We start from the raw sequence: 26,959 nt of genomic DNA on the forward strand, positions 1-26,959 counted from the left end.
AACCAAATAAACCACGACCAACAGGGCCCCCATGCTTGAATGGCTGAAGGAGCCGGGGTTTTTTGGAACCCACGCCACGGTTGGTGCGGACATGAGCCAGCTTATGGCCACGTTCTTTACCGGGCTTTTCGTGGTCGGTTGGATCCAGGCGAAGAAACGTCGGGCAGATGCCCATCATTGGATGATGTTCGGCGGGATGATCGCCATGGTCGCGTTCTTCATCAGCTACTACCTCTTTCGTCAATTAGGGGTGTTGGCCTTTGAAGGGAAGGAAGGCTTTGGCGGGTCCCAAGCGCTCTATGATTATGTCTTCATTCCCGTGTTGACGATACACATTATCCTGGTCATTCTCGGACTGATCATGGCGGTCTACATGATCGTGCTGGGTTTTCGCGCACAACAAGTGATAGACGGTGTACGCACCCTCAAGGAGACCCTGTTGCTCACGACTTGGAAGAAAATCGGATTGATCTTCGGCACGCTCACGGCACTGATCATGCTGTTGTTTATCTCGCGCGTCGTCACGGCCGATTTCTCGATGCGGAAATTCGAAGTCTATGTCTCATTGCTGGCTGTGATCGCCATCGTGTTCGTGGTCGAAATGACGATTCAACGGATCTGGCCGAACGGGGCGCGACGCCATCGGGCGCTGGGACTGTTCACGATGGTCGTGTATTGCATCCTCTTTGTGACCGGGACCACCACCTACACGATGCTCTATCTCTTGTACCCGGGGAAGATCGGATGATTGATGGGTGATTTGTCATGAGTGATCGGTACGCAATACGGCGGTGGCGGATATTCTCGTGTTCCGAGACCCCTCACGCCTCACGGTATTTTGTCATGTTGACCTGTGGTTGCGGTCGCTGGATGCATACAGAGGGAGTTGAAGAACGTTCGTACGGTGATGGAACGATCCAGTGGTTCATTCGAACAGAATGTCGTGGCTGTGGGCTCAAAGTGGGAGTTGATGTCCCTGCCGGTCAAACCGGCGGACTCGTCGATCGGATCATGTGGACCGATGAGGCGATCCATCGGTTGGATCGCATGCCCCCGTATCTTGCCCCACTCGTGCGAGGCGAGGTCGAGCAAGATGTCCGGGGGAGGGGAGAGAGAGTCGTGACCTACGACCTGTTGCTTCGTCCAAGAACAGGTGAGCGAATCGAGTGGGATCTTGATGCCGAACGTCGATTGGACAGAGTGCCGGCTCCGGTACGTGCCATGGCCCGTGTCGAATTGGAGAGGACTGCGGCGGATCGCGGGGAAACGCGTATCACCGTAGCGCTGATGGAAGAAGTGAAGGCGCGCTATTTCGGAATGGGAGCACAGAAGACGTAAGGGGTGAGGCGTCAGGGGTAAGGCGAGAACAACGGAGGCCCGTCACCTTACGCCTCACGGAATTAGTATGCTGCATCGGATGGCATTACGAGTGTTACCCAGTCTGAGTTTGGCCGTCACAGAAGATTCTGTGCGCAAGAAGAAGCGGATTGTCATGTTTGTGCCGGGGCTCGTGGCGTTCGCTGTCTATCGGTTGGCTAAACTCCTGTTGCCTCTGTCCGAACCGATCGTGTTGTTGATGGTCAGCGGTCTCGTCTCGTTGGTCACAGCTTTCCTGGCCTATCGTGTCGGCCGTGCCACTCCATGGAGCAGGATTGTTCGAGAGGACAAGACTCAGTTGCTGTTCTGGCTTGGCGGCTGGATTGGGTTTGTGTATGGGGTCCAGTTGTCTCTGCTGGTTCTGGCCTTGCTCTGGCTTGTTGGATATGACTATCTCAAACATCCGGATGGGCCGGCCATGATGGCCATCATTATTTCCTGCACGTCTGTTGCACGTGACGCTTTCGAGATCGGGCATGTACGAAAAATCGCCCTCATGGGCCGTCCGTTCCCGACATTTCCTGACGGGGCGGCCCTCCGCACGATGGTAGGCAGCTTTGCAATTGGACTTGTTCCGTGGGTTGCGACCGGGCTCATCGTCGGCGCGCTGGGCGCCTCGTTGGGCCACCTGGTCGAGGCCTATCAGGGCGCGGCCATTGTTCAGCTGTCCGCGGTGGCGTTGTTGGGGGGCGGGGTCGCACTCTGTGCTCACTTCGGCGGGCTTCGCCCGCACGCATCATGGATTCAAGGACTCGTACGGACAAAAGCGGGTGAATTGCTCAAGTATTGGTGGTGGCCAGGGCTTTCCTTTGCCGCGACCTACTATCTGGTTGCTGCGGGCTGTGTGATTTTCCTCTTGAAGCAACCGGGAATTCCCACAGCCTATGCGATGGCTGCAGGCGGATTCGTGACTGGTATGATGGCGCTCTATTGTTACTATCTTGGATTTCGCCGGCACATAGAAGAGCAACAGGGGCACACGATGTCAAGCGCGCTGCTCAGATGTCCCTTCGTCATGGGAATTCTCGGCAAATCACCGGGGACAGGGATTTCAGCATCGGCTGGCGCTGGTACAGGCTCCGTTTCCGGCTCGAAAGTATAAGTCCATGGTGATGAAGAGGCAGGCCTACAGAGTCTTCGGCTATCTCGTCCTGCTGCTCGCCGTTCTCTCGGCGTTGGTGATGGACGGGGGTTCGTACAGCCAATCCTTTGCCGAGACCAGCACCGATCTGTATTTCAAGACACCGGGGATTCCACAGGGGCCGCCAGCTCCTTCTCCTGAGGAAACGGTCTACTCGCGCATCGGATCATTCGACAGCCGATTGCTCGTGTGGTTCATCACGCAACAGCACACGTATTTCGGCGGGTTTGTTCTTGCTCTGCCGATTTTTTGTGTATTGCTGGAATTTCTGGGGCTCAGCAGCAGAAATCCCGCACTCGCCCTTCGCTACGATGGTCTCGCCCGCGATTTGGCCAAAGTTGCCCTTCTCGCCCTCTCGGCTACAGCCGTGATCGGAGGCCTCATGCTGGGGATGTTTCTCTATTTCTACCCCAGCTTCATGCAGTACATGGGTGGGACATTCAAGTCCTTTATGCCGGTCTATGCGGTTGTGTTTGTCGGAGTGTCGCTGCTGCTCGTCGTCTATTACTATAGCTGGAACCGGATGGCCACCCCGGCCTTGAAATGGGGGCATGCGTCGATCGGCTTGCTGACTAACGTGTTCGGGACGGCTCTCCTGCTCTCAGCAAATGCCTGGTCGGCCTTCATGATGGCTCCGTCCGGTGTCGATGCGCAGGGACGGTTTCTGGGGAATGGATGGCATTTACTCCATTCGGCTCTGTGGAATCCATTGAACGTCCATCGATTTCTGGCTGACATCATGTCCGGGGGCGCGGTGGTGTTGGCCTACGCCTGCTACCGGTTTTTCACCAGCAAGACCGACAAAGAGCGGGCCTACTTCGATTGGGTCGGGCATGTCTTTTTGTTTGTCATGGTCTGCGCATTGTTACCGATGCCATTTGCCGGCTACTGGTTGATGCGATCGGTGTACTCGTTTAGCCAGAGCATGGGCGTGACAATGATGGGTGGATTGCTCACCTGGCTCTTTGTAGTACAGGCCCTCTTGATCGGTGTCCTGTTCCTCGGAATAAACTTTTATATCTGGCAAAGTATGGCGCGCCTTCGCGGCGGGGAACGCTATCATCCCTATTATCAAATGCTGCTCACCGTGTTCATGGTGGCATTGGTTATTTGGCTGACCCCGCATACGGTGTTCATGTCGGCCAGTGAAGTCAAGGCGATGGGTGGTGCGCAACATCCCGTGGTCGGCAACTACGGAGTGATGTCGGCAAAGAACGGCGCGATCAACATTATGATTCTCGTGACCACCATGAGTTTTCTCTATTACCGTCGTGCCAATAGAACAATCGTTGTGTCTTGGGCCAAGAAAGGGAACATCCTCATGGGCGCGCTCTTCCTCCTGGGGGCGCTCAATATTATTTGGCTTTCTGTCTATGGGTACTATTTGCCGGCGAATCTCCGCATCGGCTTGTCGACGCCACAGGCTGCGACGACGTTGACGGTCCTCGTGATCGGGGCGGTCATCAATCGCATGATGCTCAAAGGGGCGGTGGTCCACGGGCCGATCCAATGGGGTAAGATCTCCCTCAGAGGCATGGTGGGCTTGTTCGGATTGGCTGCCGCATTTTCCTGGGTCATGGGCCTTATGGGCTATATCCGTTCCTCGGGACGGTTGGCATGGCATGTGAGTGAACTGATGGCCGATGTCTCTCCCTGGTCCTTTACACCGGATTTCGCGTTTGCTGCGAAGATGGTGACACTCAACATGACGGTGTTTTGGGGCGCGGTGCTGACTATCTTCTGGATGTGCCGGCGTGGGGAGTCGCCTGCGATGGGAGAGGAGTCGGCTGAAGAGAATGCAAGGGCACTGGCGCCGCCGTCGTCGCAAGAGGCGTAAAATCGAAAGGGGTGGGGCATGAGTGGAGGGGTAATGATTCGGCGATGTCTTGCAGTCTGGCTCGTGGTCTGTGGAGGTTTCTTGATAGATGCGGCGGTCTCGGCTCAAGGCCAGTCCTTAGTCTTAGAGGATTTTCAAGCCACAGAAGCGGACGGATTTCCCTCGAATTGGGAACATGAAAATCAACGAAGCCAGTCCAAAGGGCGAGATGCCTATAAGGTCCAGACAGAGAACGGTGTAAATTTTCTGGCGGCGAGGGATGCGGGACAGAGGATCAAAAAGAAGAAGATCGATTGGGACCCGAAGGCCTATCCGGTTCTCACCTGGCGTTGGCGCCTGCAAAAAGCCACAGCGGAAAATGAACCGGTTGCGGCGATCTATGCCTCGCTGGACACCGACCTGATGTTCATTCCTGTTTTCACGAAGTATGTCTGGAGCGCCACCAAGCCCGAAGGGACCTTTACTGAAGGCGGCATGTTCAGCGGCTCGGAGATCGTGGTGCAAAGCGGCACGAAGGAAGTCGGTCAGTGGTTTGAAGAGCGAGTGAACGTCTACGAGGACTTCAAACGAATACACAAGCATGAGCCGGCTGCCAAGGCCTGGGGTATTTCGATCATCGCCGGGTCTGGCGTAGAAATCGATTTTGGTTCGATGGTCGCAAGCGCTGGACGCTAGCAGGCCGTCCTCCTGGTTGCTTTGGTTTGTTTAGTTTGTCTTGTTTGTTTGGTTTTTGGTTGAATAAAACTAACCAGATAAACCAAATCAACCAAACAAACCAAATGAACCAGACAAACCAGTGGTTCAAGCAACTTGCCGGAGAAAAAGGCTGTTGCAATCATGGCTGAGTCCGACGCGAATCAGGCCACGCCCTTGAAGCAGGTGATTGACATCCTGCTCGGCGTGGTCGTCATGGGAACGGTCGGGATGCTCATCGGTCTCATCATGGGCGGCGACATCATGCCGTTTACGAGCGGAGCAGGGCTCGTGCTCGGCGGGTTCATCGGATTCATGCGGGGGCGGCGGTTTCTGGTGAGCATCCTAGTCGGAACGCTGCTGGGCGGAGCGCTTGCCTGGGCTATTGCTGGTCCTGAGAGAATATCCGTGGGCGCCGGGGCCGGTGCGGCCATGGGAGGATTTCTCGGTGTACAGATCTCGATGTTGTTAGATATGCGCGCGGCAAAGAAGAACCGCGGGGGAGCCTGAGACAAGATGGAAAAGAAGGGAGTACTCATCGGTTCGATCGTCTTCGTCTTTGGGTCCTTCCTCCTGATGATCTGCCTGATGGTCTATGAGTCCTACAAGGCGAAACAAATGAAGGCACTGGCCGCCTCAATCAAGTCCGAAGCTCGTCCTGCGCCGACCAGCACAACGGCACAGGATTATTCCATGTATAAAACGAAGATCGGCGATGAAGGCCGGGAGATGGTGCAAATACCGGAAGGCCCCTTCATCATGGGCAGCAAAGATGGCGATCCGGATGAAGCGCCGGAACGTCAGACGTATCTTAAGGCATTTTATCTCGATGCGAAGGAGGTTTCTCAAGAAGAATATGCCCGATTCGCCAAGATGACCAAAAGGCCACTGCCCAAGATCGAAGTCTTCGAAGACGATCAATCCAAACTGCTCCGGCCAGAATTTGCGGCCATGAGCATGACATGGGAGGATGCCGCAGCCTATTGCAAATGGGCCGGGAAGCGCCTTCCCACGGAGGCGGAGTGGGAAAAGGCCGGTCGTGGTGAGGGAAAGCGGAAGTACGCGTGGGGTGACACCTTCTTAACTGGCCGTGCCAATGCGAATGTCGATGGGAGTGAAGACGGATTTCGGTATCTGGCGCCTCCTGGATCTTTCGAGACCGGGCGAAGCCCCTATGGGCTGTATGACATGACCGGGAATGTGGCGGAGTGGGTCGCGGATACCTATGATGAGCACTACTACCAAAAGGCGCCGTATCGCGATCCGAAGGGGCCGGAACCAAGTGATCTGAAAGTCGTCCGTGGAGGGTCGTGGCGAGAGACCGAGCATAATGCCCGGCTTTCCAAGCGATTTGCCGCAAAGCATTGGCGAACGGACATCACGATCGGGTTTCGCTGTGCGAGCGATGTGGAGACCGGCGAGAGCCCTGCGCCGTCATAACAGCAATGCTCGAAACGAAATTCAAAGTTCTGTTTCTCATTGCTATTCTTGCCTTTGCCGCGATCCCCATTATGGGCATCCTCCGCGGCAGCATGTTGACTCCCTTTGAAAAATCTTCAGATGATTCCAGTGAAACGATCCAGGCAGGGGCGCCCGATTCCTCTAAGCTGTCTCAGGAAGAGCCGGTTCGTGAAGAAATGGTCATGATCCCCGCGGGCCCCTTTATCCGCGGGACCAGTCAAGGCGGGCTCGATGAGCACCCGCAGCGGACATTGGTGCTGGATGCATTTGCTATCGATCAGTATGAAGTGACCAACTTCCAATATCAACAGTTTGTGCATGCCACGGGCCATCGCAAATCTGGTCCTCCAGCCCGCTATGCCAAGAATATGAGCAAGATGCAGGGCGTCAATCAACCTGTCGTCTATGTGTCATGGGAGGATGCGGAGGCCTACTGCAGCTGGAAGGGGAAACGCCTGCCGACTGAAGCGGAATGGGAGAAGGCCATGCGGGGGCCGGATGGCCGTCTCTGGCCTTGGGGGAACGTCGAGAAGCCTAATGGAGCCAATTGGGCCAGGGTAGACGATGGGTATGAGGTTTCTGCCTCTGTCGGCACGATTCAAACTGATAAGAGCCCTTATGGTGTCATGGATGGGGCGGGAAACGTGATGGAATGGGTCAACGACTGGTATGCGGAACGTTACTTCGAAGAGGCTCCAGAAAAGAACCCTCCCAGCCCAGATCATGGTGTATTTCGGGTACTTCGAGGAGGAGGCTATGCGACCACCGGAGCTGATATCCGCATCACCAGCCGGAGCAAAATGGTCCCGGACTTTCGCGATGAAACGATCGGATTTCGTTGTGCCAGTTCTGCGGCAAAGCTGGAGAAGGGCTGAATGGAAAATGCGCGAAATTTATAGGAAATCAAAGTAATAGAGGATGAGGAACACGGCCAAAATGATATTGACAACCATACCGACCAAAACTATAATGTCGAACACTTTTGAGTTTCGTTTCATCGAGTTTCCCCTGATTTTCCCTGTGCGGCAGGGAATTTTGAATAACACACGGGTCTCTGGCTGTCAAGAAATTCACTGAGCTGATTTGAAAAACGATTGATAGGACCGTAAGAGAGGGAGATAGAAATGGGCGACGCATCAGCAACACCAGCGAGACCACCGGACAGCGACCTGAAAATCGCGATCGGCAAAATGATTTTCTACATCACCTGCGCAGTCGGCCTGTGGTTTTTCTATTGGTTTGCCGGAATTCAATGCCCCTGTTAATACGTGGCGCATTGCGTCGGGATCTTTTATACGCCTGCAAGGTTTAAGGGAGAGGATATCATGGGAAGTGCAATCATCTATGGAGCAATATCTCTCGTCATCTGTGTCGCATACTTTCTCACAGTCGACCACTTCTTGATGGATTCTCAGGGCCTCGACTTCTGGTATTTATTCCGGAAGTAGAAGGTGGCGTCCGGCTGCTCCGAAAAGGTTTATGGAGAAACATGAGATGAGTTTTTTTCTGAATGCATCAAGGAGGTATTTCATGGGACGTGTAGTCGGGAAGAAGCTGTTCTCGATCATGGCGCTTGCCGCGATGATCGGCCTTCTCCTGCTCCCCATCGCCGTATCGCTTCCTTCACTGGCTATAGGCGCTGATGCCCCTGATGCAGTGAAAGGTGAAGGGGATGCGAAGTTCGAGAAGGGGCGGGATGTGTATTATAAGACGGAGGGGCTTGCCATTGGCGCTCCTGCTCCGAAGACCGTCGACGGTCCCAAGGATTATCCACGGTACAACTTCGAAAGCCGCGTATTGCTCTGGTTCGCGAACCAGCAGCACCTGTATTACGGGAGCTTCGTGCTCGCAGTCCCAATCTTCTGCATGGTTATTGAGTTCATGGGGGTCATGACGAAAGATAAGGCGATGGCGAAGAAGTATGACCAGCTCGCCTACGATTTCATCAAGATCAGCCTGACGGCCTATTCGTTGACCGCGATTCTTGGTGGTATTCTGATCTTCACCTTCCTCACGCTGTATCCCGCATTCTTCGGTTACTTATCCAGTATTTTCCGTCCGGTGATGCATATTTATGCCCTGATGTTTGTCGCAGAGAGCGGAACTCTCTACATCTATTATTACGGTTGGGACAAGATGAAGGAGGGGTTCCTTAAATATATTCACTTGAGCATGTCCGTGGTGTTGAACGTGATCGGGACCCTGCTCATGTTCCTGGCGAACTCCTGGATCGGCTTCATGATGTCACCGGCCGGCGTCGATGAACAGGGCCGGTTCCTGGGGAACATTTGGCACGTCATTCATACGGCCCTCTGGAATCCGCTCAACGTGCATCGTATTTTGGGAAATATGGCTTTCGGTGGTGGTGTCGTGGCGGCATACGCGGCCTACAAGTTTTTGGCATCAAAAACGGACGAGGATCGTGCGCATTATGACTGGATGGGTTATATCGCCATGGCGCTGGGTGTGGCGTTCCTGATCCCCTTACCCTTTGCAGGGTACTGGTTGATGCGGGAGGTCTATGCCTACCGGCAACAGATGGGGATCACGCTCATGGGCGGTCTCCTGGCCTGGCTCTTCATTATTCAAGCCACCATGATCGGCATTCTTTTCTTGAGCACGAACTACTACCTCTGGCAGGCGCTTGGCCGTATGCGCGGCGCTGAGAAGTATCAACGGTACATTAAGTATCTCGTGTTCATCCTCTGTTGCGGTTACCTGGTCTTCATCACTCCCCACACGATCGTCATGACTCCGGCTGAGCTCAAAGCGATGGGTGGTCAGCAACATCCGGTGTTGGGAAATTATGGGGTCATGTCTGCCAAAAACGGCGGTATTAACGTCATTATCACGACGACCATTTTGAGCTTCGTCTGGTACATGCGAGGCAATAAGGTCTCGACTGTATCCTGGTCAAAGTTCGGTAATATTTTCATGGGCGTCTTTTTTGCCTGTGCCTATGTCAACATTATCTGGTTGGCGATTTACGGGTACTATATCCCGGCAAACGTGCGAGTCGGCTTGTCAGTGCCTCAAGTTGCCACCACCTTGTCCTGCCTCTTCTTCATGTTCCCGCTTAACGCTGCCATGATGAAGGGCGCCAAACAGATGGGGGCGATCGAGTGGGGCAAGATATCCGTTCGATCGCAATATGCCTTGATCATGCTCGCAACTGCCTTCACCTGGATGATGGGGTTGATGGGATACATACGTTCTTCGGTCCGATTGTTCTGGCATGTGAACGAGATCATGCGTGACAACTCACCTTGGGCCTACACACATACGGTGGGGTTTGCCGCGAACATGATTTCATTCAATGTGCTGTTCTTCTGGGTGAGTATCCTGTTCGTCTTCTGGCTGGGAAGCCTTGGGATGAAGAAGGCTCCTGTTGAGGCGAAGGCAGGGGTTCCAGGCGGCGCACCGCAGCCGGCTGGGGGCCACTAATCATCTATAGAAATTTGGTTGGGGGAGTGCCGGCGTAAAAGGCCTGGCTGCTTCTACCCAGACCTCAGGAGGTTACTACTGTGAAAGAGCTGGTCATAGAAGCTCTAAGAATAGGCTGGCCGTTATTTGCACTTCTCGCCGGTCTTTTCGTGTATTCCATCGTGTCGGGCAAGGACGCCGCGGCAAAGAAAAGCGCGATGTTCAAGCTCTTTATCGGTACGCTTGGCGCTTGCCTGCTGTTACTGGCAATTGCACACTATAAGGGGAGCTTCTATGAAGCGAACCGGATGCTTCCAGTCTCTTTAGTGCTCATCACGGCAACGTGTTTTATGTTGGGAATCTATTTTCCCAATCACGCGGCCCTACTCAAGATCGGTGGCTTCATGTTCCTTGTGGCAGCCGGCCTGTCAGGCTATGGGAATTGGTTGCCGCAAGTTGAAGGAGGTTTCCCTCCGAAAGAAGAAAAGCTTCAGTATGAAGCTATGACCGCACAGCAACTCGCCGATGAAGGCGAAAAAATCATCTTCGGTGGGATTGGAAAGAATAAGGAACAGGGTGCGGTCGGCAAAGGCCAATGCCCTCTCTGTCATGCGTTCCATGCCGGAATGCTCGGCGAGCGTGCTCCCAATCTACAGGGCCTTCCAACACGAGCGGGGAAAGAGCGGTTGGAGGATCCAAAGTACAGTAAGGGAAATCCGAAGGGTCGGGAATTTGATGATAAGGAAGCGTTCCCGGGTGCCGGGACTGCGGAGAATGGGCAGGAATATATCGCTGAGTCCCACGCATGCCCGAGCTGCTATGTCGTGGTCGGCTATGGCGTCAAGGGAACCAACGATAAGTCAAGCCCGATGCCCGCGATTCATAAGCCACCGATCTCGTTGACGCTTCCAGAGTTAGCTGCTGTCGATACCTGGTTATACTTGCGCGAGGGGGTTGATGCTCCGTCATACGATGAGATAATCAAGTCCTATGAGAAGTTTATTCCTGAAGCTGATAGGCCCAAAGCACAAGAAGACAAGCCGGCAGGTGCGGGAGGCTCGCTATTAGTTGATGGAACCGAGCCAATCGATGTGATTTTTTCCAAAGCCACCTGTGCCATGTGCCATACGATTCCCGGTATCCCTGGTGCAGTCGGCAAACAAGGTCCTGTGCTTGAAGAGGGGACCAACGCGCCGAACCGGATCAAGGATCCGACGTACAAAGGGACCGCGCATAACACGCAAGAGTACATCATGGAGTCCATCGTATCGCCCAGCACCTATGTCGTAAAAGGATTTCCTGACAATCTGATGCCAAAGGAATTTGGGACGAAGCTGAGCGCAGGGGCGTTGAAAAAGATCGTCGACTATCTGTCGCAGGTCAAAGCCGGTGCACCGCCACCGAAAACTTCATGATCATGGCCAACCGTCTCTTTTGTCGAGCAATGGGAGTTCACCGATGAAAGCAATAATGTCACTGGGGGCACTTATAGGGGTGGTAGGACTACTCCTGCTTGCCGGAATGATTGTGGGGATCGTTCCATCAGACACTGTGCGCCTGATCGAAGGATACATGCCGGTCCAAGTTATCTTGGAGCTGACGCTGTTCGTAGCGGGGTTTACCGGGATCAGCTACATGATGTCGGCCATGGGGATGGCGTTCCCCAGGTTTTGGCAAGGAATCAGTTGTTGGGCTTTCGTCCTCCTCTATTTGAAGTTTCGTGTGTATCCCCCGATTCCCTTCAGCGTGCGCGCCATGTATGGGACAGTTTCGCTTGTCGCTGTCTTTATGTGGGTTTCCGCCAGCGAAGAAGATTGGAAGAAGTTCAAGCAGCCGATCATGAACGTCATGGATGCCAAGACAGGTGGAAACCGGTTGCTCAGGTATGCCTATCTGATTATCCTGCCGATTTTGATCGGAGGGTTCTCTTACAATGCCATGGTCCCGAAATCAGAAGAGCCGATTGAGTTGCGAACGGTGCATCCGGCCCCGCCAGCCAGCACGAAGGTGCATGGCAAGACCTATACACTTCAAACATCGCAGAACCCTTACCGTGTCAATCCGGAAGGGAAGTACGATCAAGAGTATAGCAACGCCAATATCGTGGAACAGGGCATGGGCCGTCTAATGAAACCGAACGCCAACCCCTGGGATAAGGATGCGCAAGGGTACCTCAAGTATGTGCGTGAGGGCGGAGAGATCTTCTTCCAGAACTGCCACTTCTGCCATGGCGATAACTTGAACGGTCGTGGTCTCCACGCGTTCGCATTCAATCCGATTCCGGCAAACTTCACCGATCCAGGGACGATTGCGCAATTGCAAGAGACCTTCATTTTCTGGCGTGTCTCCAAGGGCGGGATTGGCTTACCGAACGAGGGATTCCCTTGGGCCTCAGTCATGCCTCCATGGGAACAGCACTTGACTGTGGATGAAATCTGGAAAGTCGTCTTGTTTGAATATTGGCACACAGGATATTACCCCAGGACTTGGGACTAGTCCTTCGAGGAATGAAGATCAGCCACCTTTGATTGACGACATGAGGGAAGAGGGAAGCCATGAAGAATTCCTATAGTCTAAAGGCGGGCCTGTTGCCCATCGCTGTCTTTGGAATGATCTTGTTCTCTGGAAGTGCCGGGGGATTGGCCTCAGCGGCAGATTCACTTCCTGCCGGTTTTAAGGCTGGAGCGCTTTCACCAGCGCCGTCTGCAGACATGATCGAAGCAGGAAAGCGGGTCTACTTTACCAAGTGTGTCTGGTGTCATGGTGTCGATGGCGCTGGTGATGGACCAGGCGCTGATCGTCTCTGGCCGCGTCCCCGCAATTTCAACCAGGGGACGTTCAAGATCAGGCACACAGCGAGCGGCGAATTGCCCTTGTTTGACGCAAAAAAGCCTGTTGAAGCACAGAACGATCTATTTGCCACTGTGACCCATGGTTTACCTGGCTCCGCCATGCCATCATGGGAAGGTATCTTGACGGAGGAACAGCGGCTTCAAGTCTTGTCGTTCGTCACGACTCAGCTTGTAAAAGATCGAAACTTTACAGACACGAAATCAGAGAGCCAGACTGTGTTGCAAATGGCCGAACTGAAGCCGATTGCCGCGTCGGAAGAGAGTTTGAAAAAGGGGGCCGAGCTTATTGTTGAAAAGAAGTGCGTTGAATGTCACGGCATGGAAGGCCGTGGCGACGGGAATGCGTTCAACTTGAAAGATGACTGGGGCTTTTCGATACAGCCCGCCAATTGGCACAAATGTTGGAACTTCAGGGGTAGTCGGCAGGATCCCTATAACGTCAACAATATATTCCGAACGTTTTCGACCGGGGTCAACGGTACTCCGATGCCCTCGTTTGCCGATAACACGACCGTTGAGGAACGTTGGCACATTGCGAACTTTGTGAACTCGCTCTGTGAGCGGGAAGCAGACGGGAAACCTCTGCCAATCGATCCACAGGCGGACAAGCCCAAGATCAACTTTGTATTGCCATCGGGGAAGGTCGAAGGAGAAATTCCGGCAGATCCTGAAAACGAGCTCTGGACGAAGCGGGTTAGGCGGTATGTCGCGATGGGCGGTCAGATTACCCACAAACCAAGAAATTTCGTCAACCGGATCGACGATCTCTGGGTGAAGTCTCTCTATAACGACAAGTATGTCGTGTTCATGTTCCAGTGGGATGATAGGACCAAGAGTGTAGCCGAAGGGAAGTTACCCTGGGCTCCTACCGAGGTCAATGTCGATGTCAAGGAACAGGATCCGAAGACAGGGGAGGAGGGCTCTATTGCTGCGCGTCAGAATAATTACACGGTCTATAACGACGCGGTTGCCATAGAGACTGCCATAAAATGGAAAGAGCTTCCTGCGCCGATTAAGCCGCGGTATCTCTTCGGCAGCAACGAACAGTTTCCCATGGACATTGTGAAATGGGAAGCGGATGGTTCGCTCCATGCCTTCAAGGGGACCGGATGGGATAAAGACTTTGAACAGCGGTTTGACTATGAAGAGAACATCAAGCTACTGCATTCGGAGTGGAAGAATGGCCGATGGACGGTCATCATTCAGCGTCCGTTGGGTGACAAGAAAGAGCAGGACTACGACTCTGATACCTTCTTCGAAATGGGTCAGTACATTCCAACTGTGTTCTTTGCCTGGGATGGCCACAATGGAGATGCAGGGAGGAAGATGGCTGTCTCAGCCTTCTACTATACCTTCCTGGAGCCGCCAACCCCGCAAGAGGCGTATATCTACCCGATTGTGATTGCGGCTGGCGTGGTTCTTCTGGAGGGTTGGGTGCTGACCAGGCGATCGAATAAGCGGAAGAAGGGCCTCTAGCGCTCATTTAACGGAGAGGGTCTTGAGTATGAAGAGGGGGTGGGGAGACCCACCCCCTCTTTCTTTTTGGTTCCTGTGAATGGGGATGTCATGGAGAAAGAAGTAACCGGTGTCCTTCTGGCCGGAGGGAAAAGCCGAAGGATGGGAGCAGATAAAAAGAACCTTGTCGTGGGGGAGCAGACTCTTCTTGAACGAGGGCTGGACGTACTCCACACAGTCTTTCAAGAAGTACTCGTTGTCATTGCGCAGGATAGTCCGCCGCTCGATGTCGATGCTCGGGTTCTGAAAGACCTCGTGTCAGATTGCGGCAGTCTGGGAGGGGTCTACACAGGGCTTATGCAGGCAACGACTCCGTACATATTTGTGGTCGCATGCGACATGCCGTTTCTCGATCGCGCAGTCATCGAGCAGTTCACGAGTCGAAAGACCGCTGCGGATATCGTGATAGCAAGACTTGCCGGCCGTTTACACCCGATGCATGCCTTGTATGGAAAGGGGAGCCTGCCAGCGATGGAAGAGATGGTTCTGGCGCGGCAGCTCAAGATCCAGGAGCTGGTATCGCACAGATCCCTGCGGGTGCAATACATCACTGAAACGGATCTGCTCAGCATCGATTCCTCCTGGCATTCCTTCCGGAACGTGAATACACCGGCGGATCTTCTTGCGGCGCGAGCGCTGCTGGGCCGGATACCACCCTCAGGAAAAGCATAGGCTTCGCCATGGTACGAGCGATTATTATGATCCATCCCGGTAGTCTTGGCGATGTGTTCTTAGCGGTTCCCGCCATGATCCGGTTACGGGCTCGCTTTCCCAACCATAGGTTGGTTCTGTACGAGGAGGGCCGAGCCGCGAGACTGCTGATCGCGTGCGGGATCATCGATGAATGGGTTCCTGTGCAGGGGCTGGTCTGTGCCGGCTTGTTCGCCGGAATAGAACAGCCCACTGGTCAGAGACAGCAATGGCTTGAACGGTGTGACCTTGCCGTCGGCTGGATGAAGGATCCGGATGGTAAATTAGCCGAGACCCTCAAGGCGATCGGCGCTCGAGAGGTTATCGTAACGTCCCCGTTCTCATCCATGATTCAAGCGAGACATCAACGGGACCGGTTTCTTGAGGCGTTCAATGAAGTACCGTCTGACAGCGAGCAGGATGTCCTGTTGGCTGTGACAGAGCCGGTTTGTCAGCTCGGGCGAGCCTTCCTCGAAGAGCAAGGGATCAAGATCGGGGAGCCTCTTGTTGTGATTCATCCTGGGAGTGGGAGCACTCATAAGTGCGTGGCGCCGGAAATACTTGGCGCCGTCGTGAGCGCTGTTCAAAACCGCGGAGCAATTCCTGTGATATTGGAAGGCCCGGCGGATCGGAAACCGGTCGAGTATCTTCTCCCGTTCTGTGTGAATCAACCGATTGTCCTCAAGGGCCTCGATATCATGACTGCCGCTGGTGTGCTTGCACATGCTGATCTCTTTGTCGGGCAGGACTCGGGAGTCACGCATTTGGCAGGGCTGATGGGGCTGCGCACCATTGCTCTCTTTGGGCCGACTGATCCTGATCGGTGGGCCCCCCGTGGCACCCACGTCACCGTATTGCAGGGCTCACCCTGTCGCTGCCGGTCATGGGATGAGGTGAGCCGGTGCAAGGAGAAGCCTTGTCTTGAAATATCGAAAGACGATCTCGTGGCACTCTGTCTTGCCCACCTCACAGAGGCAGCGATCGCGAGATAATTCAAACCGGTGTCTTGTCACTGAGTATCCCGTAATGCTAAAGTGATCAGTTCGTTTTCCCTTTCATTGCTAAGGACTTAGGAGTTCTTTCTTGTCCAGCGGGGTTGTACAGGAGAAGGTCGCCAGTGCGCTTCTCGGAGCGCTCAACGGGGCCAAGAAAAAAGGCCAACTGAAGACAGAATCCTGGCCACAATTGAGTCTGGACGCTCCCAAACGGCCCGAATGGGGAGACCTAGCCTCGACAGTTGCTATGTCTCTCGCAGCATCCGAACAGCGGGCTCCTCACGACATCGCCCAAATTATCATCAACAATCTTGCTCAGCAGGAGCAGCTCTTCGAACGGGTCGAGATTGTCAGGCCCGGCTTTCTCAACCTCACAGTGAAACCGGTAGTTTGGCACGATGTGTTGAGAGAGATCGAGACACAAGGATCAGCCTACGGGCGAGCCGAGATAGGGCAACGACGTCGTGTCTTGGTGGAGTACGTGAGTGCAAACCCGACTGGCCCATTGCATGTGGGCCATGGACGCGGCGCTGCGGTCGGACAGGCCGTTGCGAATATGCTGAAGGCGATCGGGTATGACGTGGTGAGTGAGTACTATATCAACGACGCCGGTCGGCAGATGAAACTCTTAGGAGCCTCCGTCTACGCGCGCTATGAGGAGCTGTCGAATCGTCCGGGAGAGTTTCCGTCAGAGGGGTATCGGGGGGCTTATATCACTGCCGTGGCGGAGCGAGTGAAGCAACAGCTCGGGCCTGAGCTGGCCGGGCGTGCGGCTCCAGAGGTCGAGGAACGCTGCCGAGCCTTTGCCTATCAGGAACTGCTGGATTTGATTCGCAGGGATCTGAAATCTTTCGGGATCGAATTCGAGTCGTGGTTCAGCGAGGCCTCTCTTGTGAACTCAGGAGCCGTCCAGCGGGTCTTGGATGAATTGAAATCGAAAGGTTTCTTGCTTGAGCAGGAAGGTGCCTGGTGGTTCCGATCCTCGGCCTTCGGCGATGAGAAGGATCGGGTCGTGCAGAAACAGGATGGTGAATATACGTACCTGGCATCCGATATTGCCTACCATCAGGATAAGCTGCGGCGTGCCTATGACCTCCTCATTGATGTCTGGGGCGCGGATCACCATGGCTACATTCCCCGCATGCAAGCCGTCGTGCAGGCCTATGGGTATTCAAAAGACCGACTTCAGGTCGTGCTGGTCCAGATGGTGAACCTGTTGCGTGGCGGGAAGAAAGTGGAAATGTCGAAGAGGGCCGGCGAATTTATTACGATGCGGGAAGTTATCGATGAAGTCGGGGCTGATGCGGCCAAGTTCTTTTTTCTGATGCGCGATTCCGATTCCCATCTCGATTTCGACTTGGACCTGGCCAAACAGCGGTCATCCGACAATCCCGTCTATTATGTACAGTATGCCCATGCCAGAATCGCCAGCCTCTGGCGCGTCGCCGCTGCACGAGGCATCGCCTGTCCCCTGCCGAGCGGGACGGAGTTGACGCTGCTGACGGACCCGGACGAATTGGGGTTGATCCGGAAACTCTCTGCCTATCCCTCTGTTCTGCAGGCGAGTGCGATGGCCTATGAGCCTCACCGGATGACCTATTATCTTCAGCAGCTAGCCGGGCTGTTGCACACATTTTATAACAAGCATCGGATTCTACCGCCCGCCGCGGATCGAGATCTGACGGCGGTCACACCGGAGGGGTTAGCCACTGGTGAGGGGATGCAGAAAGAGCTGGTAACTCCGGAACGCACGGCTGCGAGGTTGGCACTCATGAGCGGAGTTCAGCAGGTCTTGAAAAATGGACTCGCGGTACTCGGGATTTCCGCACCGGAACAGATGTAGCAGCCACGAGGGACTGTGGACTTTTCACTGTTGCAAGGGAAGGGTGAGACGGGTGCTCGGTTGGGAAGGCTCAGCACGGCTCACGGCGTGATCGAAACGCCGGCGTTCATGCCGGTCGGGACATTGGGGCCGGTGAAGGGGATCGACCCGTCAGATCTGGAGCAACTCGGCTTTCGTCTCATGCTGAACAACGCCTATCACCTCTATCTCAGGCCCGGGCACAAGATCGTCGCTGAAATGGGCGGATTGCACCGGTTTACCGGATGGCCGGGAGCCATCCTGACGGACAGCGGCGGGTTTCAGATTTTCAGCCTTGCCAAATTGTGCAACGTGACGGACGAGGGTGTGAGCTTCCAGTCGCATCTCGATGGGTCCACGCATTTCATCACGCCGGAGACAGCCATCGAGGTCGAAGAAGCCCTGGGGGCAGATATCATGATGGCGTTCGATCACTGCGTGGCGTTGCCGGCCGAGAGAGAGGCAGTGCGCGATGCCGTGCGACGCACCACCTTGTGGGCAGAACGCTGTCAGGCCAGTCGGCGTCGTACGGATCAGGCCCTTTTTGGGATCGTGCAGGGAGGCTTGGAGGCAGATCTCCGTATCGCTTCAGCCCGTGATCTTGTCGCGCTTGGGTTCGAGGGCTATGCGGTCGGGGGCCTTTCAGTGGGAGAATCGAAGGCTGAAATGTACGCCATGTTGGATGTGACGGTGCCGGAACTGCCGGCTTCGAAACCGCGGTATTTGATGGGTGTCGGGATGCCCGAGGATTTGATCGAAGGCGCAGCCCGTGGAATAGACCTGTTCGATTGCGTAGTGCCTTCGCGGCATGGACGAACCGGCTCTCTCTTTACGAGTTTCGGGCGTGTGGTGATCAAGCAGGCGCGGTATGTACGAGATGAACAACCGATCGATCCGGCTTGCGGCTGCCCGGTCTGTTCCCGCTACTCCCGCGCCTACCTGCACCATCTCTTTCAGGTCAAAGAAATGCTGTCATCGAGACTGAACACCATTCACAATCTCTGGTATTTTGCCGATTTGATGGGTCAGGTGCGGTCAGCGATCGCTCAGGGGACGTTACGGTCGTTTGGGGAAGAGTTTTACCGCTCCCGCGACCGAGCTGCATCGGATGACTCAGCCGTATCTATAGCTGAGGACGATCGTCGTCGGCAACGTCCCGGATGGGACTAATAGGCTGCAATTTCATTTGTTGGTGCCTCTGGGACAATAGGAGTACAGCACACAGGATGCCCAAAAAGGCTGCCCGGCAAGGCCGCAGCGAGCGAAGAGGCGAGGCGTACGCTTCGGTACGTTGAGCCTCTAAGCGAAGCGAGAACGCTGCCGGCGGACTTTTCCAGCATCCTGCTAACCAGGTCGAGGAGGAGTGGGTATGGTCATGCAATCGATCGCATGGGCTCAGGGGGCTGCTGCTGGAGGGAATGCAAGCTCAACGTACAGTACGATCCTGTCCCTCCTTCCGTTCGCACTGATCTTTGTCATCTTCTATTTCCTGGTCATCATGCCGCAGCAGAAGCGCGCGAAACAGCAGAAGGAGTTACGGGAGGCCTTGAAGAAGGGGGACAAGGTCGTCACGGCTTCTGGTATCTGGGGCACTGTGGCAAATCTTGGGAAGGAGACGGTGACGCTGCAGATCGCCGATTCGGCGAAGATTCGGATACAACGGGACCAGATCGCCCGAGTGCGCGGCGGCGAGGACGACGAGAAGGAAAAGGATTCGTAGGCTGCGAGTGACAAAGGGGTTACAGAAGACATGAAAAAAGTGGGTGGGCGGTTAGCATTGCTGGTGTTGGTCGTGATGGCGTCGTTGGTATTCTTTATCCCCTCGTATCAGCCCTTCTATCAGGCATTGCCCGGCTGGCTGAAGAAAGTGACGCCGAGTAAAGGCATCACTCTAGGTTTGGATCTTCAGGGCGGGATTCACCTTGTCCTGGAAGTGGACGAAGATCGGGCTATTGAGATCGCAGTCGATCGAGTGGTCGTCTCGCTACAAGATTTGCTGACCGATAAGAAGATTCCCGTCGAGTCTGTCGCGCGGACAGGACCTACCCAGATCACGATCCAGTTTCAAAACGCCGAGCTCAAGGCGCAGATCCAGAAGCTGATCAACGACTACCCGATCTTCAGTGAGCCGGAGGCTACCGGGCCCGCCGGCCGAGTGGTGTGGGAATTGCGGGAGAGCGAGGCGAAGCGGATCAAGGACTCCGCAATCAACCAAGCATTGGAAACGATCCGGAACCGCATCGACCAGTTTGGCGTGGCAGAACCGATCGTGCAACGGCAGGGATTGAAACAGATCGTCGTGCAATTGCCCGGTGTCAAAGAGCCCAAACGTGCCAGAGATCTGATCAAGGAGACGGCATTACTTGAATTTAAGATGCTCGACGAGGACAACCAGCCAAAGCTCGATCTGCCGGCCCGCGTTCCGAAAGACAGCGAGGCGGACATTCTGAAGCAATTTGAGGCGAAGCTCCCGATCGGCGACGAGATCCTTTTCGAACGGGGAATTGAGAAAGACACAGGCAGGGAATATCGGGTGCCCTACCTTGTGAAAAAACGGGTCATGTTGACCGGCGATGTCTTGAACGATGCCCAGGTTTCGATCGACCAATTCAACGCTCCCTACGTATCGATGACGTTTGACTCCAAAGGCGGCCAAGAATTCGAACGGATTACGGGCGACAACATCAAGAAACGAATGGCGGTTGTGCTCGACAACACGGTCTACTCGGCGCCGGTGATTCAGGATCGCATTTCAGGGGGGCGCGCACAAATTACCGGAACATTTTCGATGCAGGAGGCGAACGACTTGGCCATCGTACTCCGGGCCGGCGCTCTGCCGGCTCCTCTCAAGATCATTCAAGACCTGACGGTTGGACCGTCGCTGGGGAAGGATTCGATTGAAAAGGGTGTGCAAGCTACGCTGTTTGCCGGCGCCTTGGTGGTCGTGTTCATGATTGTCTATTATCGCCTGTCAGGGGTGATTGCAGACTTTGCGTTGATGCTCAATCTCCTGTGTTTGATCGGCGCCCTGTCTGCCTTGAACGCGACGTTGACCCTGCCTGGGATTGCGGGAATCGTGCTCACGATCGGGATGGGCGTCGATTCGAACGTGCTCATCTTCGAGCGTATTCGGGAAGAGCTGCGCTTGGGGAAAGGGGTCAGGCTGGCGGTGAATGGAGGCTATGACAAAGCGCTGCTGACGATCGTCGACTCTCACGTGACCACCTTGATTACGGGGGTCGCGCTGTTTCTCTTTGGCACCGGGCCCATCAAAGGATTTGCCGTAACGCTGTGTCTCGGGATCGGGATCAATCTGTTTACGGCCCTGATCGGCACCAAGGTCATCTTTGATCTCTTGAATCAACGACAGAAGGTAGACCGGTTAAGCATCTAGTTCGAAGGAGCAGGCATGTTAGAAATTCTCGGGAAAACGAATATCGATTTCATGGGGAAGCGTTATCTGGCTTTTGCGTTTTCCGGCATCATGGTGCTGTTGGGGATCCTGGCGGTCGTTCAGATTTCCCGTGGGGCAGCGAACCTCGGCATCGATTTCTCTGGCGGGACCGCGGTGCAGTTGAAGTTCGACCAAGCAGTCCGGATCGACGAAGCAAGAAAAATCTTAGAGGCGAACGGTCTGGGCAATGCGGAGTTGCAAGAGTTCGGACAGGAGAACAAACTTTTGATCCGTCTGAAGACGTCGACGACGATCGAAGAGAAAGTCGCGGATCGCGTCGTGGCGGTTTTTACGAAGGAGTTTCCCTCGAATCGTTTTGTGGTCGACTCCAGCACGGAAATCGGGCCGACCATCGGGAAAAAACTTCAGGAGGATGCTCTTATTGCGGTCCTCATTTCCTTCGCCGGGATCATCCTCTATGTGGCGGCCCGATTTGAACTTCGCTTCGGCATTGCTGCAGCCCTGGCGACCTTCCATGATGTGTTGGCGGTGTTGGGGGCCTTTTATGTCCTGGATAAAGAAATTACCCTGCTCGTGGTAACGGCGTTGCTCACTTTAGCCGGCTATTCAATGACGGATACGGTCGTCGTATTCGACCGTATCAGGGAAAATCTCCGGATGCGGCGGCGGGAGAGCGAAGAGACGATCATCAACAATGCGGTCAACCAAGTCTTGAGCCGTACGATCGTCACGAGTTTGACCGTCGTGTTGGTGCTGATTCCTCTGGCCCTTGCCGGCGGAGAGGTGTTGCACGATTTTTCTCTCGCCCTTCTATGGGGAGTCATCTTCGGCACCTATTCATCTGTCTTTGTCGCGAGCCCATTGCTGCTGCTCTGGCCTGGCGCATCCGGGAGAATGTTGAAACGGAGTTAGCCGGATGGTCCAATAACCGCCCGTCGTTCGTGAAGCGTCGTTCGTCGCTCGTCTCGGAGTACCCGCTTGGACGCTTCACGCGATACGCTTCACGCATTACGGGTTGTGGGGCACGCCCATGAACCTCTGGAGTCGGTCTCATAGTCTCCAGCGAAAGATCATCACAGCGATCGTGCTGGTCGGACTTCTTCCCCTCACCCTGCTGCTTGCCATCACCTACGTCGAGGAGCGGCGCGCGCTTCGTGACATGACCGGGGTCAACTTCAAGGAAGCCGCCGTCGAAGCTGCTCGCCGCATCGAGATGCAGATCAGTCGGGGAATGAACGAGGCTCAACAGCTTGCCACCGCCCCCTTTCTCCATACCTCCGTCACTGAAGCGAATCGCACGTACGAGGGAAAGGACGCGAACAGCATCCAGCGCATGATCAAAGATTGGCAGCAACGGTGGCGTGAACGGGATAAGCAAAGCGAGTTTCCCCTCTTCATCAATCGCATCGTGACGAACTACCTCATCCGGTGGCACGATATCCGCAAAACGGATTATGTCGGGATTTTGGTGACTGATCAGCAGGGGGCGCTGGTCGTCAGTTCCATTCCGCAAGTGGAGTACTTTTACGGGAAGACACCCTGGTGGCAGGCGGTGGTGAAGGGGGGGAGTCTCAAAAGTTATGTGGGCGAGATCGCTTTTGATCCCGGATTCGGGACTCATGTGATCGTGGTGGCTGCGCCCATCCTGGATGATACCAAAGGGACGGTAATCGGGGCAGTGACCATCCTGTTACGTCGAGACACGATTTTCCACGCTATCGGCGAGGTCACCATCGGGGCAACCGGCCATGCGATGTTATTCAGCTCCGATGGTACTCCTGTGATCTGTCCCGTCCTGCCCCCGGAAGCGCATACGGTAAGACCCGAGACGATCAGCGCCCTTGTGGGAGCGCAAGCCGGCTGGACTGTTGCCGTGGACGACTCTCACGGCAGCAAGGATGCCTTGATCGGATTCGCCCCTGTCCGATTCGGGGAGACCTTGGCTCCGGGAAGCCTCGGCGGACACCAGTGGGTCACCGTGGTGCGGCAGGATCCCAAGGAGACCTATGCGCCGCTCGCCGAACTCGTAGCGAAAGTGCTGCTCTATGGATTGCTCGTCCTCGCTGTGCTGTGGGGGACGGGAATAATTGTCGCGCGTCGGATCGCCCGCCCCATTCAGTTGTTACACGACGGGGTGCGCGAAATTGGCAGCGGACGATTGGACCGGCGATTGGAGCTGAAAACCGGCGATGAGATTGAAGGACTTGCCGATGCGTTTAATCAGATGGCGACGAATCTACAACGATCGTTCGGGCAGATTGAACAGCGCGTGGTGGATGTGCGCCGCCTTGAAGAAAAGTACCGCGATTTGATCGAGCATTCTCCAGAGATGATCTATCAATTGAACCGGAATGGCCGATTCGTCCATGTGAACAAGACAGGGCTCGAAAAGCTGAAGTACACCCTCGATGAGATGCTGGCGATGAAGCTCTGGGATCTCGTGCCGCGCGGCCAGGAGCCACTGGTGTTGCAATATCTGGAACGGTTAGTGGCGCAAGGGCGCAGTTCGATGGAGACGGTCTTTCTGACCAAGGACGGCCAGGCAATCGACGTGGAAATTCATGCAACGGCGCTGATCGACCAAGAGCGGGGAGGGTTGGTGCACTCGCGTGCGTTTGTGCGAGACGTCACCGATCGACACCGGCTCGAACGACGGGTCCAAGAGTACACAACAGAGCTTGAGCAGGCTGTTTCGGAGCGGACGCAACAGCTCGTGGCGTCGCAGGAACGATACAAGGCGTTGTTCGACTTGGTGGCGGACTCCGTCTTTATGGTGAATTCGAGCAGTATGATCGTCGCGGTCAATAAAAGGGAGGAGCAGGCGCTGGGCTATGCAGAGGCGAACGTGGTCGGTCGCAGTCTGTTCGAAGTCGTCCTCTCAGGCTATCACGATTCATTGCGCGGATGGCTGAGCGATACGATTTCCGGGCAGAGAAAAGTGCCCACCCAAGAGATCGTCGTGCGCCATGCCGGCGGATTGGAAACTCCGGCCGAAATGGATTTGATCCGAGTCGGAGTGGCTGAGCAACTGTCGGTGATGGTGCAGTTGCGGGACATAACCGATAGGAAACGGCTTGAGCGGCAGCTGGAGGCCTATCGGGAAGAGTTGGAGGATAAGGTTCGAGAGCGCACCAGGGAGATCGAACATACGAAACAATATCTTGAAAGCCTGTTGGAAAATGCCAATGATGTCATTTACACGCTCGATACCGAGCAGCAATTTACCTATGTCAATAGCAAGATCGAAGCATGGGGTTACCGGAAAGAGGATCTGCTAGGGCGTCCGTACCTTGCCCTTCTTTCCAAGCGTCACCGGGGGAAGCGTCTCAAGAGCACGTTGGATATCGGTGCGAAGCAGGTCTATGAAGTCGAAATAGTGACTCGTACAGGGGAGCCGAGGGCCGTGATGGTCAGTGTCTCTCCGTTGTATGGGGCCGAGGGGGCGATCCTGGGCTTGATGGGCATTGCTCGTGACATGACCGAGACCAAGAAACTGGAGGAACAGATCAGGAATTCTGAGAAGCTGGCCTCGATCGGACGGCTCGCCGCCGGGGTGGCTCACGAAATCAACAATCCCCTCGGAGGCATCCTTAACTGCCTCTACAACTTACGGAAGGGGACACTGTCGCCGAACCGGCAAGAAGAATATCGGCTGTCGATGGAAGAAGGCGTGAGGCGTGTGCAGAAGATCGTTCGGCAGCTCCTCGATTTCTCCCAGCAGCATGTGCCGGAGTTTGCGCAGACGGACATCAATCAGGTTGTCGATCAGGTGTTGGGCTTGACGACACATCTCTTTGCCCCGAAGCGAATCCTGTTGGAAACAGGCTTCGGTCAGGGGCTGCCGACTATCATGGTCGATCGGCACATGATTGAGCAGGTGCTGATGAACCTCGTCTTGAATGCGGTGCAAGCCATGACAGACGGAGGCACGCTGACAATCCGAACATCCGTAGCCGAAGGGGTCTGCCTTATCGAGGTGCGTGATACGGGATCGGGCATTCCACCGGCGGTTCTGCCAAGGATCTTCGATCCCTTCTTTACGACCAATCGAGAAGGCGAAGGAACCGGGCTCGGCTTGTCGGTCAGTCTGGGCATTGTCGAACGCCACGGAGGAAGGATTTTGGTAGACAGCGAAGTCGGGAAGGGTACGACCTTTACGCTATGTCTTCCTGTGTCCCGTGAACGTTCGTTGTTGGAGAGGGTGTCATGAAGGGGCTCAGAATTCTCTTGGTCGACGACGAGCCGCTGATGCGGCTCTCGATGGTCGACGCGTTGGAGGCAATCGGCCATGACGTCGAAGCAGCTGCATCCGGGACGGAAGGCATCGAAGCCATCCGCCAACGGCCATTCGATCTCGTGATCACCGATCTACGCTTGCCCGGCGCGGACGGGCTTGCGGTGCTCAGAGCGGCCAAGGAACAGGCGCCCTCTACCGAAATCGTTGTGATTACCGCTCACGGATCGGTGGAAACGGCGGTCGGAGCGATGAAGTGCGGCGCCTTCGACTACATCACGAAGCCGTTCCAGATGGACGAATTGCTGTTGATCGTCGAGCGGGTTGGTCGTGTGGTGACATTGCGGCGGGAGAATCAGGACCTCAAGGAAACGTTGGAGGACAAGTTCAGCTTCGGGGGTATTCTCGGTTCGAACAACCACATGCGAGCGGTGCTGGACAAGATCAAACTGGCGGCGGGGACGGACTCGACAATTTTGATCCTTGGAGAAAGCGGAACCGGCAAGGAATTGGTCGCGAACGCGATTCACCAAAACAGTCCCCGCAACCATCAGCCCCTGATCAAGGTCAGCTGCGCCGCCTTGCCGGAGACGCTGCTCGAGGCAGAGTTATTCGGCCACGAGAAAGGCGCGTTTACCGGCGCGCTCCGTCAGCGGAGAGGTCGATTTGAGTTGGCGCATCGTGGCACGTTGTTCCTGGACGAAATCGGTGAAATCTCACCGGTGATTCAGGTGAAGCTGTTGCGGGTGCTTCAGGAACGGCAGTTTGAGCGTGTCGGGGGGAACGACAAGATTGATATCGATGTCCGGCTGGTCTGTGCGACCCAGAAGGATTTGCGGAAGGAGGTCGCACAAGGACGGTTCCGTGAAGATTTGTTCTATCGGCTCAATGTCGTCCAGATTGTCATTCCACCGTTGCGTCAACGGCAGGAGGACATCATGGTGATTGCCGAGCACGTGCTCAAGACCTGCTCGACCAAGATGGACAAACAACTGAAAGGATTTTCCCCACAGTCGCGGGAGCTGGTCTTACGTTATTCGTTCCCGGGGAACGTGCGGGAGTTGGAGAACATGGTCGAGCGCGCAGTGGCCCTCGGGCGAGAGCATGAAGCTATCCAACCGTCAGATCTGTGCGGGTTTCAGTCCTGTCCGTTTACTGGTGGCGCCGCGCAAGAATCCTGTGGGTTCTGCAGCGAAGGGTTGACAGGGCAGTGTCGCGAAGAGCGTCCACTGACCTCGCTGGCGACGGCGCGGGAACAGTTTGAGAAACAATATATTGTGTCGGTGTTAGACCGAGTAGATGGCAGCCGCACGACAGGCGCGAAGATTCTCGGCCTTTCACGCAAAGCCCTGTGGGAAAAGTGCAAGCGCTACGGGATTCCATCGGCGAGAGAAGAGGCGGAGAACGAAGACGAGTGAGGGATGGGGCTGATTAATCTTCTGTGCTCGCGCAACGCGCGGTCGTG

General features: G+C 55.2%; 22 protein-coding genes. All 22 read left to right on the top strand.

Translation table 11 applies throughout. The features are described 5' to 3' along the window. Positions 1–31 precede the first annotated feature (31 nt). Positions 32–748, top strand: coding sequence for a DUF420 domain-containing protein (locus HZB34_06560; protein ID MBI5315615.1), 717 nt, complete (start codon positions 32–34; stop codon positions 746–748). A 95-nt stretch (positions 749–843) separates the two neighbouring features. Then, positions 844–1,338 (top strand): PCP reductase family protein, encoded by a 495-nt coding sequence (locus tag HZB34_06565; protein MBI5315616.1) that lies wholly within the window; start codon positions 844–846, stop codon positions 1,336–1,338. A 67-nt stretch (positions 1,339–1,405) separates the two neighbouring features. Then, positions 1,406–2,479: a hypothetical protein gene (locus HZB34_06570; GenBank protein ID MBI5315617.1), complete on the top strand. Its 1,074-nt coding sequence runs from the start codon at positions 1,406–1,408 to the stop codon at positions 2,477–2,479. A gap of 4 nt (positions 2,480–2,483) precedes the next feature. Further along, entirely contained in the window at positions 2,484–4,355 is a 1,872-nt protein-coding gene (locus HZB34_06575) for a hypothetical protein (protein ID MBI5315618.1), read from the top strand. Positions 4,356–4,373: 18 nt separating this feature from the next. Next, on the top strand, positions 4,374–5,030 hold the full coding sequence (locus HZB34_06580) for a DUF3047 domain-containing protein (GenBank protein MBI5315619.1): 657 nt from the start codon (positions 4,374–4,376) through the stop codon (positions 5,028–5,030). A gap of 162 nt (positions 5,031–5,192) precedes the next feature. Further along, positions 5,193–5,558, top strand: coding sequence for a hypothetical protein (locus HZB34_06585; protein ID MBI5315620.1), 366 nt, complete (start codon positions 5,193–5,195; stop codon positions 5,556–5,558). Between the two features lie 6 nt (positions 5,559–5,564). Further along, positions 5,565–6,488 carry an SUMF1/EgtB/PvdO family nonheme iron enzyme gene (locus HZB34_06590; GenBank protein MBI5315621.1) on the top strand — a complete coding sequence of 308 codons (924 nt, stop codon included), beginning with the start codon at positions 5,565–5,567 and terminating at the stop codon, positions 6,486–6,488. A gap of 5 nt (positions 6,489–6,493) precedes the next feature. After that, on the top strand, positions 6,494–7,384 hold the full coding sequence (locus HZB34_06595; protein MBI5315622.1) for a formylglycine-generating enzyme family protein: 891 nt from the start codon (positions 6,494–6,496) through the stop codon (positions 7,382–7,384). 249 nt (positions 7,385–7,633) lie between these two features. Then, the gene (locus HZB34_06600) at positions 7,634–7,774 is read left to right on the top strand and encodes a hypothetical protein (GenBank protein MBI5315623.1); all 141 of its coding nucleotides are present in this window, start codon (positions 7,634–7,636) and stop codon (positions 7,772–7,774) included. Between the two features lie 265 nt (positions 7,775–8,039). Continuing rightward, on the top strand, positions 8,040–9,953 hold the full coding sequence (locus HZB34_06605) for a cytochrome ubiquinol oxidase subunit I (GenBank protein ID MBI5315624.1): 1,914 nt from the start codon (positions 8,040–8,042) through the stop codon (positions 9,951–9,953). Positions 9,954–10,033: 80 nt separating this feature from the next. Beyond that, positions 10,034–11,347: an FUSC family protein gene (locus HZB34_06610; protein ID MBI5315625.1), complete on the top strand. Its 1,314-nt coding sequence runs from the start codon at positions 10,034–10,036 to the stop codon at positions 11,345–11,347. Positions 11,348–11,390: 43 nt separating this feature from the next. Beyond that, a complete protein-coding gene (locus tag HZB34_06615; GenBank protein MBI5315626.1) occupies positions 11,391–12,428 on the top strand; it encodes a cytochrome c in 1,038 nt (345 codons plus the stop codon). A 59-nt stretch (positions 12,429–12,487) separates the two neighbouring features. Further along, on the top strand, positions 12,488–14,260 hold the full coding sequence (locus HZB34_06620) for a c-type cytochrome (protein MBI5315627.1): 1,773 nt from the start codon (positions 12,488–12,490) through the stop codon (positions 14,258–14,260). Positions 14,261–14,350: 90 nt separating this feature from the next. Continuing rightward, on the top strand, positions 14,351–14,971 hold the full coding sequence (locus HZB34_06625; protein ID MBI5315628.1) for a molybdenum cofactor guanylyltransferase: 621 nt from the start codon (positions 14,351–14,353) through the stop codon (positions 14,969–14,971). 8 nt (positions 14,972–14,979) lie between these two features. Beyond that, positions 14,980–15,981, top strand: coding sequence for a glycosyltransferase family 9 protein (locus tag HZB34_06630; GenBank protein MBI5315629.1), 1,002 nt, complete (start codon positions 14,980–14,982; stop codon positions 15,979–15,981). 91 nt (positions 15,982–16,072) lie between these two features. After that, positions 16,073–17,827, top strand: a complete 1,755-nt coding sequence (locus tag HZB34_06635) for an arginine--tRNA ligase (GenBank protein MBI5315630.1) — start codon at positions 16,073–16,075, stop codon at positions 17,825–17,827. A 15-nt stretch (positions 17,828–17,842) separates the two neighbouring features. After that, entirely contained in the window at positions 17,843–19,015 is a 1,173-nt protein-coding gene (tgt, locus tag HZB34_06640) for a tRNA guanosine(34) transglycosylase Tgt (protein MBI5315631.1), read from the top strand. A 205-nt stretch (positions 19,016–19,220) separates the two neighbouring features. After that, positions 19,221–19,565 carry a preprotein translocase subunit YajC gene (gene yajC / locus HZB34_06645; protein MBI5315632.1) on the top strand — a complete coding sequence of 115 codons (345 nt, stop codon included), beginning with the start codon at positions 19,221–19,223 and terminating at the stop codon, positions 19,563–19,565. 30 nt (positions 19,566–19,595) lie between these two features. Beyond that, the gene (gene secD, locus HZB34_06650) at positions 19,596–21,239 is read left to right on the top strand and encodes a protein translocase subunit SecD (GenBank protein ID MBI5315633.1); all 1,644 of its coding nucleotides are present in this window, start codon (positions 19,596–19,598) and stop codon (positions 21,237–21,239) included. A gap of 15 nt (positions 21,240–21,254) precedes the next feature. Then, the gene (secF, locus tag HZB34_06655) at positions 21,255–22,172 is read left to right on the top strand and encodes a protein translocase subunit SecF (GenBank protein ID MBI5315634.1); all 918 of its coding nucleotides are present in this window, start codon (positions 21,255–21,257) and stop codon (positions 22,170–22,172) included. Between the two features lie 118 nt (positions 22,173–22,290). Further along, a complete protein-coding gene (locus tag HZB34_06660) occupies positions 22,291–25,470 on the top strand; it encodes a PAS domain S-box protein (GenBank protein ID MBI5315635.1) in 3,180 nt (1,059 codons plus the stop codon). Beyond that, positions 25,467–26,912 (top strand): sigma-54-dependent Fis family transcriptional regulator, encoded by a 1,446-nt coding sequence (locus HZB34_06665; GenBank protein MBI5315636.1) that lies wholly within the window; start codon positions 25,467–25,469, stop codon positions 26,910–26,912. The genes HZB34_06660 and HZB34_06665 overlap by 4 nt, the downstream gene beginning before the upstream one ends. Positions 26,913–26,959 lie beyond the last annotated feature (47 nt).

It is taken from the genome of Nitrospirota bacterium (genome assembly GCA_016219645.1).
Lineage (GTDB): Bacteria > Nitrospirota > Nitrospiria > Nitrospirales > Nitrospiraceae > Palsa-1315.